16 protein-coding genes are annotated in these 14,482 nt (G+C 72.2%); 11 read left to right on the top strand and 5 right to left on the bottom strand.

What is annotated here, in order from left to right:
- Positions 1-38 precede the first annotated feature (38 nt).
- Positions 39-899, top strand: a complete 861-nt coding sequence (locus tag OOK38_RS05860) for a thioesterase family protein (RefSeq protein ID WP_266763014.1) — start codon at positions 39-41, stop codon at positions 897-899.
- Positions 900-1,134: 235 nt separating this feature from the next.
- Here the strand turns inward: OOK38_RS05860 and OOK38_RS05855 are convergent, their stop codons facing one another.
- The gene (locus OOK38_RS05855) at positions 1,135-1,725 is read right to left on the bottom strand and encodes a TIGR03086 family metal-binding protein (protein ID WP_266763015.1); all 591 of its coding nucleotides are present in this window, start codon (positions 1,723-1,725) and stop codon (positions 1,135-1,137) included.
- 103 nt (positions 1,726-1,828) lie between these two features.
- Here OOK38_RS05855 and OOK38_RS05850 point away from each other — a divergent pair, with 103 nt between their 5' ends.
- Together OOK38_RS05850 and OOK38_RS05845 are read left to right on the top strand one after the other, a co-directional pair.
- Positions 1,829-2,791 carry a YafY family protein gene (locus tag OOK38_RS05850; RefSeq protein ID WP_266763017.1) on the top strand — a complete coding sequence of 321 codons (963 nt, stop codon included), beginning with the start codon at positions 1,829-1,831 and terminating at the stop codon, positions 2,789-2,791.
- A gap of 135 nt (positions 2,792-2,926) precedes the next feature.
- Positions 2,927-3,289: a hypothetical protein gene (locus tag OOK38_RS05845; protein WP_266763018.1), complete on the top strand. Its 363-nt coding sequence runs from the start codon at positions 2,927-2,929 to the stop codon at positions 3,287-3,289.
- Between the two features lie 229 nt (positions 3,290-3,518).
- Here OOK38_RS05845 and OOK38_RS05840 read toward each other — a convergent pair whose 3' ends face one another.
- A complete protein-coding gene (locus tag OOK38_RS05840) occupies positions 3,519-4,145 on the bottom strand; it encodes a TetR family transcriptional regulator (protein ID WP_266763020.1) in 627 nt (208 codons plus the stop codon).
- A gap of 185 nt (positions 4,146-4,330) precedes the next feature.
- On the opposite strand from OOK38_RS05840, the gene OOK38_RS05835 reads away from it, so the two are divergent.
- The 3 genes from OOK38_RS05835 (at position 4,331) to OOK38_RS05825 (ending at position 6,289) form a co-directional block, all read left to right on the top strand.
- Positions 4,331-4,498, top strand: a complete 168-nt coding sequence (locus OOK38_RS05835) for a hypothetical protein (protein ID WP_266848179.1) — start codon at positions 4,331-4,333, stop codon at positions 4,496-4,498.
- 204 nt (positions 4,499-4,702) lie between these two features.
- The gene (locus OOK38_RS05830; protein ID WP_266765863.1) at positions 4,703-4,915 is read left to right on the top strand and encodes a DUF4190 domain-containing protein; all 213 of its coding nucleotides are present in this window, start codon (positions 4,703-4,705) and stop codon (positions 4,913-4,915) included.
- 204 nt (positions 4,916-5,119) lie between these two features.
- The gene (locus tag OOK38_RS05825; RefSeq protein WP_266763022.1) at positions 5,120-6,289 is read left to right on the top strand and encodes a cysteine desulfurase family protein; all 1,170 of its coding nucleotides are present in this window, start codon (positions 5,120-5,122) and stop codon (positions 6,287-6,289) included.
- Positions 6,290-6,535: 246 nt separating this feature from the next.
- Here OOK38_RS05825 and OOK38_RS05820 read toward each other — a convergent pair whose 3' ends face one another.
- Entirely contained in the window at positions 6,536-7,231 is a 696-nt protein-coding gene (locus OOK38_RS05820) for an N-acetylmuramoyl-L-alanine amidase (protein ID WP_266763023.1), read from the bottom strand.
- Positions 7,232-7,291: 60 nt separating this feature from the next.
- On the opposite strand from OOK38_RS05820, the gene mnmA reads away from it, so the two are divergent.
- Positions 7,292-8,413 (top strand): tRNA 2-thiouridine(34) synthase MnmA, encoded by a 1,122-nt coding sequence (gene mnmA, locus OOK38_RS05815; protein ID WP_266763024.1) that lies wholly within the window; start codon positions 7,292-7,294, stop codon positions 8,411-8,413.
- Between the two features lie 112 nt (positions 8,414-8,525).
- On the opposite strand, the gene OOK38_RS05810 is transcribed toward mnmA, so the two are convergent.
- Both OOK38_RS05810 and OOK38_RS05805 read right to left on the bottom strand, forming a co-directional pair.
- On the bottom strand, positions 8,526-9,311 hold the full coding sequence (locus OOK38_RS05810; RefSeq protein ID WP_266763026.1) for an alpha/beta fold hydrolase: 786 nt from the start codon (positions 9,309-9,311) through the stop codon (positions 8,526-8,528).
- A 64-nt stretch (positions 9,312-9,375) separates the two neighbouring features.
- Positions 9,376-9,699 carry a DUF427 domain-containing protein gene (locus OOK38_RS05805; RefSeq protein WP_266763027.1) on the bottom strand — a complete coding sequence of 108 codons (324 nt, stop codon included), beginning with the start codon at positions 9,697-9,699 and terminating at the stop codon, positions 9,376-9,378.
- 50 nt (positions 9,700-9,749) lie between these two features.
- On the opposite strand from OOK38_RS05805, the gene OOK38_RS05800 reads away from it, so the two are divergent.
- From OOK38_RS05800 to ligA, 4 genes are all read left to right on the top strand, one after another.
- Positions 9,750-10,289, top strand: a complete 540-nt coding sequence (locus tag OOK38_RS05800) for a TIGR00730 family Rossman fold protein (RefSeq protein WP_266763028.1) — start codon at positions 9,750-9,752, stop codon at positions 10,287-10,289.
- 87 nt (positions 10,290-10,376) lie between these two features.
- A complete protein-coding gene (locus OOK38_RS05795; protein ID WP_266763030.1) occupies positions 10,377-11,066 on the top strand; it encodes an SDR family oxidoreductase in 690 nt (229 codons plus the stop codon).
- A gap of 30 nt (positions 11,067-11,096) precedes the next feature.
- A complete protein-coding gene (locus OOK38_RS05790) occupies positions 11,097-12,104 on the top strand; it encodes a methionine synthase (RefSeq protein WP_266848177.1) in 1,008 nt (335 codons plus the stop codon).
- 15 nt (positions 12,105-12,119) lie between these two features.
- Positions 12,120-14,315 carry an NAD-dependent DNA ligase LigA gene (ligA, locus tag OOK38_RS05785; RefSeq protein ID WP_266763034.1) on the top strand — a complete coding sequence of 732 codons (2,196 nt, stop codon included), beginning with the start codon at positions 12,120-12,122 and terminating at the stop codon, positions 14,313-14,315.
- The last annotated feature ends 167 nt before the right edge of the window (positions 14,316-14,482 follow it).

The raw sequence follows: 14,482 nt of genomic DNA, 5'->3' as shown, positions 1-14,482 counted from the left end.
AGCTACCGCTTAGTAATTTCCTGTTGTACCGTTCATGTATGCCAGAAGCAGCTTCGGTACAGGCCGTACGGGCCACGATCGGCGACAGCGAGTTCGACCGGGACACCGCCGTCACCCTGCGCGAGGCGGGCGTCTACGACGTCGACCTCTCCGCCGGGTGGACGATCATCAGCGCCGTCAACGGCGGCTACCTGCTGGCCGTCCTCGGCCGCGCGCTCGCCGACGCCCTCCCGCACTCCGATCCGTTCACGATCTCCGCGCACTATCTGACCGCGTCCCAGCCGGGCCCCGCGGTCATCCGCACGGACGTCGTACGCACCGGCCGGACGCTGTCGACCGGACAGGCGTCCCTCCTCCAGTACGACGACGAGGGCCGCGAGATCGAGCGGATCCGCGTGCTCGCCTCGTACGGCGATCTCGACACCCTGCCCGACGACGTCCGGACGACCGCGCTGCCGCCCGCGATCCCGCCGATGGACCAGTGCTTCGGTCCGCAGGACGCGCCCGCCCCGATCCCCGGCAGCTCGGCGATCACCGACCGGCTGTTCCTCAAGCTCGACCCCGCGACCCTGGGCTGGGCGCTCGGCGCGCCGTCCGGGAAGGGCGAGATGCGCTCGTGGTTCGGACTCGCCGACGGCCGCGACGCGGACCCGCTGTCGCTGCTCCTCGCGGTCGACGCGCTGCCGCCGACGGCCTTCGAGATCGGGCTGTCCGGCTGGGTGCCGACCGTCGAGCTGACCGTGCACGTACGTTCCCGCCCCGCGCCCGGCCCGCTGCGGGTCTCGATCACCACCCGCAACCTCGCCGGGGGCTTCCTGGAGGAGGACGCGGAGGTGTGGGACAGCTCCGACCGACTGGTCGCGCAGTCCCGCCAGCTCGCGCGAGCACGTCTCCGCTGACTGCCGCGCGCCCGTGGCCCGGCCGCGCCTCACCGGTCGGGGTGAGGCGCGGCCGTACGACGCGGACGGCCACCGCCTGTCAGGGGGCCGGCGTCCACCGTGTGTCAGGGGCCGGCGTCCACCGTGTGTCCGTGTCCCGCGATCACCGCGTGCCCGGTCCGGCCGTGACCACGTGTCCGGCAGCGGCTCCGCCGCCCGTGGCCCGTCACGCCCCCACCGGCGAAGCCCCGGCCCGTCAGACGGTCACCAGCGGCCGACGGCCCGTCCAGGCCGCCAGCCGCTCGTAGACGTCGGCCCCTCCGGGGGCCCGCACCACCGCGCCGAAGGGCAGCTCGGGGTCCTCGCGCCCCTCGTCGGGCAGTACACGGCCGGCGATCGCGAGCGCGAACTCGGCCAGTTCCGGATCGAGTTCGAGCGGCCGGCCGAGGGCCTCGGAGAGGTCCCAGGTGTGGGTGACGGCCTCCATCACGTATCCCGCGAGGGCGATACGCCCGGGGGCCTCGCCCCAGGGCACCAGCACCAGCGCGTCCAGCCGGGCGTCGTCCGCCCATGCCCCGGCGACCTCCGCCGCGGCCTCGTCGTACGCGGCGCGCCAGCCGTCGTCCGGCACTCCGTCGGCGAACGGCCGCACCGCCAGCCCGTCGCCGCCCGCCCCGATCACGGCGATCCGCCGGGTGCCGCCCACCATGTGCGACAGCAACACGCGTACGTCGAACTCGGCGCACGGGGTGGCCCCGGCCAGCTGCTCCGTCCGGACGGTCCCGATCAGTGACGCGATCTGCTCGGCGGCGCGGGTGTACAGGGGGCGGGGGTCCATGGCGTTCATGACTGACCTCTTCCGTGTCTCGGTGTGCCCTCACCCTCGCCGCATAACCTGACAGTCTCCGTCAACATTTGCGGCGGCCCTCGGCGGGCGCGATCCTGGGCGCGTGAAGTCCGACCGACTGCTCTCGATCCTCCTGCTGCTCCAGACCCGCGGCCGCGTCCCGGCGCACGAGCTCGCCGGCCGGCTGGAGGTGTCGGTGCGCACCATCTACCGGGACATCGAGGCGCTGTCCGCCTCCGGCGTCCCGGTCTACGCCGAGCGCGGGCGGCACGGCGGCATCGAGCTGCTCGCCGGATTCCGCACGGACGTCACGGGACTGACCGCGGACGAGTCCCGTGCGCTGTTCATCCTGGCCGCGCAGGGCGCGCACGCGGCTCTCGGCCTCGACAAGGCGCTCGGCTCCGCGCTGCGCAAGGTGATGGCCGCGCTGCCCGCGCCCTTCCGGCCGGCCGCCGAGGTCACCAGCAGGCGCGTCCTCGTCGACGCCACCCGGTGGAAGGGCGGGCCCCGGCGAGCCGTCGACCTCGACGTGTTGCAGGACGCGGTCTTCACCGACCGCCGGCTGCGGCTGCGCTACCGGCACGGCGGGGAGACCGAACCGCGCACGTACACCGTCGACCCGTACGGGCTCGTCTCCAAGGCCGGAATCTGGTACCTGGTCGCCGACCGGCGCGGCAGTCCGCACCTGTTCCGCGCCGACCGGGTCCGCGCGGCCACCCTCCTGCCGGAGCCGGTGCGGCGCCGGCCGGGCGTCGAACTCGCCGACGCCTGGGAGGTGTTGCGCCGTCAGGTCGAGGAGCGGCCGGGGGCTCTCGACGTCACGGTCCGGGTACGGCGTTCCCGCCTCGACATGTTCGTGCGCCTCAACGCGGCCACCCTCGCGGAGCTGCCCGAGGACGACGGCGCGAGCGAGTGGGTGACCGCGCGCCTCTCCCACGGCTCGGTCCGTGAGGCCCGCACGCTGCTGGCCTTCGGGGACGCGGTGGAGGTCCTCGCGCCCGCCGAGGTGCGGCAGGAACTGGCGGCGACGGCGGCGGCCATCAGCTCGGTGTACGAGGGGGGTTGAGCCCGGCGCGCGGAAGGGCGCCGCACAGCGAAGCACAGCTGCGGCACAGCGCGGCCCTACGTGGATCTGGTGCTCTGGCCCCCGCTCGTCCGGCTTTCCTCAGCCGGTTCACGTGACCTGACCGGGAGTTGCCCCATGAACCGTCGTGCACGACTCGTCCCCGTTGTCGCCCTCCTCGCGCTCTCGCCCCTGCTGGCGGCCTGCGGCTCCGGCGACTCGTCGTCCTCGGACAGCAAGACCTCCGACGGCCAGAACTGCACGCGTCCCTCCGGGATGCCGGGCGGTGCCTCCGGGCGCCCGAGCGGCGCGCCCTCGGGCATGCCCTCGCGTTCCGGCGCCCCGTCGGGCATGCCCACCGGGAAGGCGCCCTCCGGCAACCGCTCGGGCATGCCGAGCGGCGCTCCCGGCGGCGGCATGGACGGCGGCCAGGGCGGCTGCGGCGGTCCCGGCGGCGGCCAGATGGGACAGGAGCAGGGGCAGTCGCCCGCGCAGGGCTGACGCATCGGGAGTCCGGCCTTTGAGAGTCCGGCTTTTGGGAGGCTGGCGTTCGGGAGTCCGGCCTTCGGGAGGCTGGCCTTTGGGCGTCCGGCTTTTGGGGGTCCGGGCCTCGGGGGTCCGGGCCTCGGGAGTCCGGCCTTCGGGTGGCGGTCGCCGGGGTGGTGGGGCCGGGAGAGGCGAGGCGGTGCGGCTCGGTTCGGCGTCGCGCCGCCCCGGCCGGCCGTCGCGGTCAGCCGAGCCAGTGACGGCGGCCGATGCTGATCAGCCGCATCTGACGGCTCGCCACCCGGGCCACCCGCTCGCGCTCCGCCTCGGAGCCGTCCAGCGCCTCCAGGAACGCCGAGGCCGCCATCAGCATGTGGTCGACGTACAGCCCCGCGAGCATCAGCAGATCGTCGTCGTTCCACCCCAGCGACTCGGGGTGCTCGGCCAGCGCGTCCTTCACTTCCTCGGCGAACCGGGCCAGTTGCTCGCGGATCGCGTCCCGCACCGGCTGGACCCCGCCGTGCCGCTCGCGTGCGATGAAGCGGACGTGCGCCGGGTGCGTCCCGACGTGATGGGCGATCAGTTCCACCGCGCGGGCGATGCGTTCGTCGCTGTCGCCGGCCGCGGACACCGTGTCCTCGATCATCGGGTGCAGGCTGCCGAGCGCCTCCTCGACCAGGGCCACCCCGAGATCCGCCGTCGAGCGGAAGTGCCGGTAGAAGGCGGTGGGGGCGACTCCGACGGCACGGGTGACCTCGCGCAGACCCAGGCTGCTCAGGCTCTGGTCCTCCAGAAGCGTCAACGCGGCGTCCAGCAGCGCCTGTCGGGTCTTCTGCTTCTGCGCCTGGCGGATGCCGAGAGTGTGACTCATGCCATGCAGTTAACAACTGTTCTCTGGAATTTTAAAGCCGTCGGACGCGCTAGACTCAGAAGTCAGTGAACAACTGTTACTACAACCGTTCACTGAGTCGTCAAGTCCCGGAAACATCCGTGCCTCACCGTCGAGGCACCGGACAGTCCGGGACCGGACTACGAGACTTCTTCGAGAGGCACCTCATGCTGTTCCTCGTCGCCGCACTCCTGCTGCTCGGCGTCGTCATGGGCTCCGTGGCGCACGCGCCGCTGCCCGTGACCCTCGTCGCGGCGGCCGTCATCGGCGTCTGGCTGGTCGTCTTCGCGCTGCGTGAGCGCAACACCCGCCGACGCCACCCCTCCACCAACTGACCGTTGGTCCCGCAGCATTGCCGACCGGCCGTTGGTCCCACCCCTTCACCGACTGACCGTTGGGAGCTGACTCACGTCATGGAACTCACCACGCGCACCACCGGCACGAATCGCACCGCTCGACCCGCTCGCACCACGGGAACCGCCCGCCCCGCCGAGGCCGCCCGCGCCACGCGCCGGACCGCCGTCCGGGACGCGGACGGCATGGCCGTGGCCGCCTTCATCCTCGGCCTCCTCGGCCTCCTGGTGCTGAACGTCTTCCTCGGCCCCATCGCCATCGCCCTCGCCTCCGTCGCCCTGTGGCGCGGCACGGCCCGCCGCGGCCGCGCCTTCCTCGGCCTCGGTCTGGGCGTCGCCGACCTGGTCGTCCTGGTCGCCTTCATGCAGTTCGACAGCACGGTGTCCTGGAGCTTCTGAGGCCGGAGCCGACGACCGCACGGACGCGGTCGCCTGCGCGGCGGAGCCGGATGTGCCGCGTAGGCCGGGTTCACCCCGTGCGCTGATCGAGGGCCCGCGCGGAGCCGGGAGGCGCGCCGCGAACCCGTCCGCGAGCCGGGGCGGGACGTCACGCCGGTGGGGGCCGAGGCAGGGGGAGAGCGGGCCCGTAGAATCGGGCCCACCATGGCTTACCTCGATCACGCCGCGACCACCCCGATGCTCCCCGAGGCGGTAGAGGCTCTGACCGCCCGACTGAGCGTCACGGGCAACGCCTCCTCCCTCCACGCCGCCGGCCGCTCTGCCCGGCGGACGGTCGAGGAAGCCCGTGAGACCCTGGCGGACGCCCTCGGCGCCCGCCCCAGCGAGGTGGTCTTCACCTCCGGCGGTACCGAGGCCGACAACCTCGCGGTGAAGGGCCTGTACTGGTCCCGCAGAGACGCCGACCCGGCCCGTACCCGTGTCCTCGCGAGCCCCGTCGAGCACCACGCCGTCCTCGACGCGGTCCACTGGCTCGGCGAGCACGAGGGCGCCACGGTCGAGTACCTGCCCGTCGACGCGTACGGCCGCGTCCACCCCGACGCCCTGCGCGAGGCCATCGCCCGCAACCCCGACGACGTCGCCCTCGCCACCGTCATGTGGGCCAACAACGAGATCGGCACCATCATGCCGGTCCGTGAACTGGCCGATGTCGCGGCCGAGTTCGGCGTCCCGCTGCACGCCGACGCCGTCCAGGCCTTCGGTCAGATCCCCGTCGACTTCGCAGACTCGGGCCTCGCCGCGATGACGGTGTCCGGCCACAAGATCGGCGGTCCCTACGGGATCGGCGCGCTGCTTCTCGGCCGCGAGTACAGCCCCGTACCCGTGCTGCACGGCGGCGGCCAGGAGCGCCATGTCCGCTCCGGCACGCTCGACGTGCCCGCGATCGCCTCCTTCGCGGTCGCCGGGCGGCTGGCCGCCGAGCAGCGTGAGTGGTTCGCCCGCGAGATCGGCGCCCTGCGCGACGTCCTGGTCGACGCCGTCCGCAAGGCCGTGCCCGACGTGATCCTCGGCGGCGACCCGGCACCGGGAGGCCGGCTGCCCGCCAACGCGCACTTCACGTTCCCGGGCTGTGAGGGCGACTCGCTGCTCCTGCTGCTCGACGCGCAGGGCATCGAGTGCTCCACCGGCTCGGCGTGCACGGCGGGCGTGGCCCAGCCGAGCCATGTCCTGCTCGCCACCGGCACCGACCCGGACCTCGCCCGGGGCACCCTGCGCTTCTCGCTCGGCCACACCTCCACGGAGGCGGACGTCGCGGCGGTGACGCGCGTGATCGGCCCGGCGGTGGAGCGGGCGCGCACGGCGGGCCTCACCTGACACCTGCCGAGGGGCCTCACCTGACACCCGCCGCCGACGCCGCTGACGGTCCTTGCCTGACACCCGCCGATGACACCGTCGGCGGGCCTCACCTGACACCACCCGCCGATGACACCGCCGACGGGCCTTGCCTGACACCCGTGGTGCCGGGGGCCTGAAGCCCGAGTCCCTCGGACCTCCGGCAGCCGTCAGACCCCCGGCAGCCGACGGGCCGGTGCCCTCAGTCCCGGGACCCTCGGACCTTCGTCAGGCGGACGCCGTCCGGGCCTGTCGTACGAGCCGCAGATACCGGTCCCAGTCCCAGAGCCGTCCGGGATCCGTGTGATCCGTGCCCGGTACTTCCACGTGTCCGATGATGTGATCGCGGTCGACGGGGATGTCGTAGCGCCCGCATATCCCGGCCGTCAGCCGTGCCGAGGCCGTGTACATCGCGTCCGTGAACGACGAGGCCCGATCGACGAAGCCCTCGTGCTCGATGCCGACACTGCGCTCGTTGTACTCGCGGTTCCCCGCGTGGAACGCCACGTCGAGCTCGCGGATCATCTGCGTGACATGACCGTCCTTGCGGACGATGTAGTGCGCGGCCGCTCCGTGCCCCGGGTCCTGGAAGACCTTCACCGCGCTCGCGAAGCTGCCCTGGGTGACATGGATGACCACCCGGTCTATCGAGTAGTCGTCGGGACGGTCGGCCCGCCGCCAGTTCGCCGCCGACGCCGCCACCCACTGCGCGCCGCGGAAGTCCACCGCCCCCGCGACCCGCGACTTCTCCACACCCGGCAGCCGCCACCACACGTGCGACAGCTTCTCCCGGGCGAGCCCGGCGGCGCTCACGGCGGCCGCCGCACCGCCGATGAGCAGCACCCGGCGCCCGACCGGCCGGTCCGCGTCCTTGGCTCCCGCCCCGGACCCACGGCCCTGTGGCTTCCCCTTTTTCTCCCCCATGCGATCTTCAACGGATACTCGGGGGCTCCGGTTCCCGCGGCCCCGTACTCTGGAGGGGTTATGACTGACACCTCGCAGCGCCCCCTCCGCGTCCTCGCCGCCATGTCGGGCGGAGTGGACTCCGCCGTAGCCGCCGCCCGCGCCGTCGAGGCCGGGCACGACGTGACGGGCGTGCACCTCGCCCTCTCGGCGAACCCGCAATCGTTCCGGACCGGCGCGCGTGGCTGTTGCACCATCGAGGACTCGCGCGACGCCCGCCGCGCGGCCGACGTCATCGGCATCCCCTTCTACGTCTGGGACCTCGCCGAGCGCTTCCGCGAGGACGTGGTCGAGGACTTCATCGCCGAGTACGAGGCGGGCCGCACCCCGAACCCGTGTCTGCGCTGCAACGAGAAGATCAAGTTCGCCGCCCTGCTCGACAAGGCGCTCGCGCTCGGCTTCGACGCGGTCTGCACCGGCCACTACGCGCAGGTGATCGTCCGCGAGGACGGCACGCGCGAGCTGCACCGCGCCTCCGACATGGCCAAGGACCAGTCGTACGTCCTCGGGGTCCTGGACGACCGCCAGCTCGCCCACGCGGTGTTCCCGCTCGGCGACACGGTCACCACCAAGGACGAGATCCGCGCCGAGGCCGAGCGCCGCGGCCTGGCCGTCGCCAAGAAGCCGGACTCGCACGACATCTGCTTCATCGCCGACGGCGACACCCAGGGCTTCCTGGCGAACCGCCTGGGCAAGGCGGAGGGCGACATCGTCGACGAGGCCGGAGCGGTCATCGGCTCCCACGAGGGTGCGTTCGGCTTCACGATCGGCCAGCGCAAGGGGCTGCGCATCGGCACCCCGGCCGCCGACGGCAAGCCGCGCTACGTCCTCGACATCTCGCCGGTGAACAACACGGTGACGGTCGGCCCGGCCGCCTCCCTGGACGTGTCCGCCCTGACCGCGGTCAAGCCCCGCTGGTGCGGCGCGGCCCCGACCGGTCCCGGCGTCTACACCGCCCAGCTCCGCGCCCACGGCGGCGAGACCGAGGTGCGCGCCGAGCTGGTCGACGGCTCCCTGGAGGTCCGCTTCACCGAGCCGGTCCGCGGCGTGGCCCCGGGCCAGGCGATCGTGCTGTACGAGGGCACCCGCGTGGTCGGTTCGGCGACGATCGCGGCGACCACGCGCGCGACGGCGGACGTCTAGGACCAGGTCCGGCGGCCAGTACGTCCAGGACCAGGACCTACCAGGACCAGGTCCGGCGGCCAAGGGCTGTCGTCCGGATCACCGCGGACCGGGGTGATCCGAACGGCGTCCCCTAGCCCTTCGTCCCGAAGAACTCGGCCAGCACCGGCGCGAGCACCAGCGGGTCCACCATGTGGGTCTGCCCCGCCAGCGTGCGGTACGAGCCGTCCGGCGCCGCCTCCGCGACGGTCCGCGCCGCCGCGCGCATCCACTCGGGGCTCGCGTCGCCCGCGATCGACAGCACCGGGACGGTGACGGCGGCCAGCCGCTCATGGGGCACCCGGCTGTCGCCCATCGCGGCGTTGTCGTACGCCAGGGTCGGTGCGATGGCCTCCATGCCGGGCCAGGCGTGGGACATGCGCACTCCGGAGATCATCTCCGGGGGTGTGCCGACGAGGGTCATGAACAGCTCGACGGCGTCGCCCCGCCGGTCCTGGCCGAGCAGCTCGGTCAGCCGCTCGGTGTACTCGGCACGGCCTTTGGCGCCCCCTTCGTCGACGGCGAACGGCGTCTCGTAGACCGCGACTTCGCGGACGGGCAGCCCGCTCGCCGTCGCCTCCAGGGCCAGCGCGCCGCCCGACGAGATGCCGTAGAGCGCCGCGCTGCCCCCGAAGGCGTCGATCAGTGCCGCGATGTCCTCGACCTCGCGGTCCACCGCGAAGGGCGCGGTGTCGCCGCTGTCGCCGCGGCCCCGCCGGTCGTAGGTGACGGCGCCGAAGCGGTCCGAGAGGGCCTGGGCGAGGGGTGCCAGCGTGGCACCCGTGCACATGGCGCCGCCGACCAGGACGACCGTCGGGCCGTCACCGTAGCGTTCGTACGCGATGGGGGTCCCGTCGCGCGAGATGGTCTTCTTGTCCATGCCTGTAGAGACTGCCGGGCGACCGGGAACTCATCGCGTCACCACGCCCGCGTGCGCCCCGAACTCAGGACACGTCCACTTCGTAGAAGCAGAGGTGGTCCTTGATCCCGGCGACATCGGGCTTGGGGTCGGGGTAGGCCCAGACGAGATCGGCCGCGTCGGGTCGCGACCAGTAGGACGCGGTGCCCTTGAAGGGGCAGAACGTGTGGGTGTCGGAGGGCGTCAGCAGATCCAGCCGGACGTCCTCGGGCGGGAGGTAGTAACGCACCGGACAGCCGGTCTCGCGCAGCACCAGGGGGCGGTCGCTCTCCGCCAGGACCTGGCCGCCGTGCACGACGCGGACATGCTGGGTGCCCTGCTCGATGGTGATCGTGTGTCCTTCAGCCATACCGGAAAAGCGCTCGCGGGCCCCGAATCGTTCCCGCGTACGGTGAAAGCATGAACATCTGTGTCTTCCTCTCCGCCGCCGACCTCGACGACCGCTACACGCGCCCCGCACGGGAGTTCGCCGAACTCCTCGGCAAGGGCGGCCACACCCTGGTGTGGGGAGGTTCCGACGTCGGGCTGATGAAGGTGGTCGCCGACGGCGTGCAGGAGGCGGGCGGGCGCCTGGTGGGTGTCTCCGTGGACTTCCTGGCCGCCAAGGCCCGTACGGGCGCGGACGAGATGGTCGTCGCCCGCGACCTGTCCGAGCGCAAGGCACTGCTTCTGGCGAAGGCCGACGCGGTGGTCGTCATGGTCGGCGGCACCGGGACCCTCGACGAGGCGACCGAGATCCTGGAGCTGAAGAAGCACGGGAAGACCGAGAAGCCCGTGGTCCTGCTCAACACGGCGGGCTTCTACGACGGCCTCAAGGAGCAGTTCCGCCGTATGGACGCCGAAGGCTTCCTGCCGCGACCGCTCACCGACCTGGTGTTCTTCGCCGAGGAGCCGGTGGGGGCACTGGCGTACCTGGAGGAGAGCTTCGGCACCCGGTGAGGCGTCGGCACCCGGTGAGGCCTCGGCACCGGTTCGGGGTCGGCATCCGGTTCGGGGTCGGCATCCGGTGATGCGAGCATGGCGTCCATGCCTACACATGTGATCACCGGGGCCGGTTCCGGCATCGGCGCGGCCGTCGCCCGCCGTCTGCACGCGCGCGGGGACGAACTCGTGCTCCACGCGCGCGACGCCGGCCGCGCCAAGGAACTGGCCGCCGCGTTCCCCGGGGCGAAGACCCTGGTCGGCGACCTGGCGGACCCCGACAAGCTCTCCTGGGCGTTCTCGCACCAGTCGCTCCCCGGCCGCGTCGACTCCCTGCTGCACATCGCGGGCGTGGTCGACCTCGGGCCGGTCGGCGAGCTGACCCCGAAGTCCTGGCGCCACCAGCTCAACGTCAACCTGATCGCCCCCGCCGAGCTGACCCGCCACTTTCTGCCCCAGCTCCGCATGGCCCAGGGACACGCGGTCTTCGTGAACTCCGGCGCCGGCCTGAACGCCCACGCCGACTGGTCCGCCTACGCCGCCTCCAAGCACGGGCTGAAGGCCCTCGCCGACTCCCTGCGGCACGAGGAGCACGGGAACGGTGTCCGGGTGACCTCCGTCTACCCCGGCCGCACCGCCAGCCCCATGCAGGCCAAGGTCCACCAGCAGGAGGGCAAGGAGTACGACGCGGCGAAGTGGATCGACCCCGAGTCGGTGGCGACGACCATCCTGATGGCGCTCGATCTGCCCCGGGACGCCGAGGTCAACGATCTGACGGTGCGCCCGGGCGGCTGACCTGCCCGAGGGATTCCGTAGGCTTCCGGGGTGAGCGAAAACAGCGAGTTCAGGTTCGGTTCCGCCACCGGGGTCGGGTCCATGCCGGGCGGTGACGCGCGGGAGGCCGCGAAGACCGTCACCGGCTCCCTCGACGACTTCCCGTTCCTCGCCGAACTGCCCGCGCGGGGGCCCGGGGCGGACATGATCGGCCGGACCGCGGGGATGCTCGTCGAGCTGTACGCGCGCGTGGAGCCCAGCGGCTGGCGGTTCGGGGACCGGCCGGGCCGGGACACCAAGCGGGCCAGGTCATGGCTGGGCGAGGACCTCGACGCCCTCGAGGAGTTCACCCAGGGGTACGAGGGCACGCTGAAGGTGCAGGCGGTCGGTCCCTGGACCCTGGCCGCCGCACTGGAGCTGAGGAACGGCGAGTCCGCCCTCTCCGACCCGGGTGCCTGCCGCGACCTCGCGGGATCACTCGCCGAGGGACTGCGCCTCCACCTCGAAGACGTAGGCCGCCGGGTTCCCGGGGCCGAGATCGTCCTGCAGCTCGACGAACCCTCCCTGGTCGCGGTGCTCCGCGGCCAGGTGCCGACCGCCAGCGGCTACCGCACCCACCGCGCCGTGGACCGCCAGGTCGCCGAGGCGACGCTCCGGGACGTCGTCGGCGTGCACGGGGGCGGACCTGTCGTGGTCCACTCCTGCGCGCCGGACGTCCCCTTCGCGCTGCTGCGCCGGGCGGGCGTGGCGGCGATCTCCTTCGACTTCTCGCTCCTCACCGAGCGTGACGACGATGTCATCGGCGAGGCGGTCGAAGCGGGTACGCGTCTGTTCGCCGGTGTCATCCCCGGCGTGGACGTCCCATTGTCGGACCCTGCCGGTAGCGTCATGGGTGTCAGGACGCTGTGGCGCAGGCTGGGGCTGCGGCCGGGTCTTCTCGCGGAGGCGGTCACGCTCACTCCGTCGTGCGGGCTCGCGGGGGCTTCTCCCGACTTCGCGCGCAGGGCGCTGGCCCACTGCGTCCGGGCGGCGAGATCCCTCGCGGACAACCCTGAGTAACGGGAGGACACAACGGTGGCCGGCGAACAGCACGCAGAGCCCACATCGGTACCCGCCGAGGCACGGCAGAGGCACGCGCAGCTCGCCGAGCAGATCGAGGAGCACCGCGTCCGGTACTACGCGAAGGACGCTCCCGTCATCAGCGACGCGGAGTTCGACACGCTCATGCGCTCCCTGGAGGCGCTGGAGGACGAGTACCCCGAGCTGCGCACACCGGACTCGCCGACCCAGAAGGTCGCCGTCGAGTACGAGACCGACCTCGACGAGGTGGAGCACCGCGAGCGCATGCTCTCCCTCGACAACGTCTTCGACGACATGGGGCTCGCCGCCTGGGCCGGCCGTGTGGCCAAGGACGTGGGCTCGACCGGCTACCACTTCCTGTGCGAGCTCAAGGTCGACGGTCTCGCCGTGAACCTGACGTACGAGGACGGCAGGCTCACCCGCGCGGCCACCCGGGGCACCGGCCGGACCGGCGAGGACATCACCCCCAATGTCAGGACGATCGCGGAGATTCCGCACCGCCTGAAGGGCGATCACGTCCCGGCGCTCGTCGAGATCCGCGGCGAGGTCTACTTCCCGATGGACGCGTTCGAGGGCCTCAACGCACGGCGCGTGGCGGCGGGGGAGAAGCCGTACGCCAACCCCCGGAACTCCGCCGCCGGTTCGCTGCGCCAGAAGGATCCCAGGGTCACGGCGACGCTGCCGCTCCACATGGTCGTCCACGGCATCGGTGCCCTGGAGGGCTTCGAGGGCCTAGGCCGCCTCTCCGAGGCCTACGGCCTGCTGCACAGCTGGGGGCTGCCGACCACGCGGTACGCCAAGGTGGTCGACGACCTCGACGGCGTACGGGAGTTCATCGCGTACTACGGGGAGAACCGCCACGCCGTGGAGCACGAGATCGACGGGGTGGTCGTCAAGCTCGACGAGATCCCCCTCCAGGGCCGGCTCGGCTCCACCGCGCGCGCACCGCGCTGGGCGATCGCCTGGAAGTACGCGCCCGAAGAGGTCAACACCAAGCTCGTCAACATCCGCGTCGGCGTGGGCCGTACGGGCCGGGTCACGCCGTACGCGCAGGTCGAGCCGGTCACGGTCGCGGGCTCCGAGGTCGAGTTCGCCACCCTGCACAACCAGGACGTGGTGAAGGCCAAGGGCGTCCTCATCGGGGACACGGTGGTGCTGCGCAAGGCCGGTGACGTCATCCCGGAGATCCTCGGCCCGGTCGCCGACCTGCGCGACGGCAGCGAGCGGGAGTTCGTGATGCCGGCCGAGTGCCCCGAGTGCGGGACGGCGCTGCGGCCCATGAAGGAGGGCGACGTCGACCTGCGCTGCCCGAACGCGCGTACGTGCCCGGCCCAGTTGAGAGAGCGCGTCTCCTACCTCGCGGGCCGGGAGTGCCTGGACATCGAGCACTTCGGCGACGTGGCGGCGGCCGCGCTCACCCGCCCGCTGGGGCCGGCCGACCCGCCCCTGGCCGACGAGGGCGACCTGTTCGGCCTGACGGTGGAGAAGCTGCTGCCGATCAAGGCGTACGTCCTCGACCAGGACAGCGGTCTGCCCAAGCGCGACCCGAAGACCGGCGAGGAGAAGGTCGTCACGGTCTTCGCCAACCAGAAGGGCGAGCCCAAGAAGAACACCCTCTCCCTGCTGGAGAACATCGAGGCCGCCAAGCAGCGCCCGCTGGCGCGCTTCCTCAACGGAATGTCCATCCGGCATGTCGGCCCGGTCGCGGCCGAGGCGCTGGCTCGCGAGTTCCGCTCCGTGGACCGGATCGAGCAGGCCACCGAGGAGGAGCTCGCCACCACCGCCGGCGTCGGGCCGATCATCGCCGCCTCGCTCAAGGAGTGGTTCGCCGAGGACTGGCACCGCGAGATCATCCGCAAGTGGAAGGCCGCCGGAGTCCGGATGGAGGACGAGGGCGCGGGCGAGGACGAGGGGCCCCGTCCGCTCGAAGGGCTGACCGTCGTCGTCACGGGAACGCTCGAACACCACACGCGGGACGTGGCGAAGGAGGAACTCCAGAGCCGTGGAGCAAAAGTGACCGGTTCTGTTTCGAAGAAGACATCCTTCGTCGTAGTGGGCGACAATCCTGGCTCGAAGTTCGACAAGGCGATGCAGTTGAAGGTTCCGGTCCTCAACGAGGAGGGCTTCGCCGTCCTGCTCGGACAAGGACCGGACGCCGCGGCGGAAGTCGCGCTTCCGATCGAGGAATAGCGGTTGAAGGCCACCCGTTCGGCGCATATCAGTTGCATACGGGTGGCCAGGTCGCATTCGGGCAACCGTCGCCGACCGCTGCCCGTGGAAGCCTTCCGCGGCCTACTGTTGAGGTGTGCGCCTACCGTGCCCGGCTGCGGTTGGCGCATCCCCTGCTCCGCACGAGC

Source organism: Streptomyces sp. NBC_00568 (assembly GCF_026341855.1).
Lineage (GTDB): Bacteria > Actinomycetota > Actinomycetes > Streptomycetales > Streptomycetaceae > Streptomyces.
This window is presented reverse-complemented; position numbering and strand designations above follow the sequence as displayed.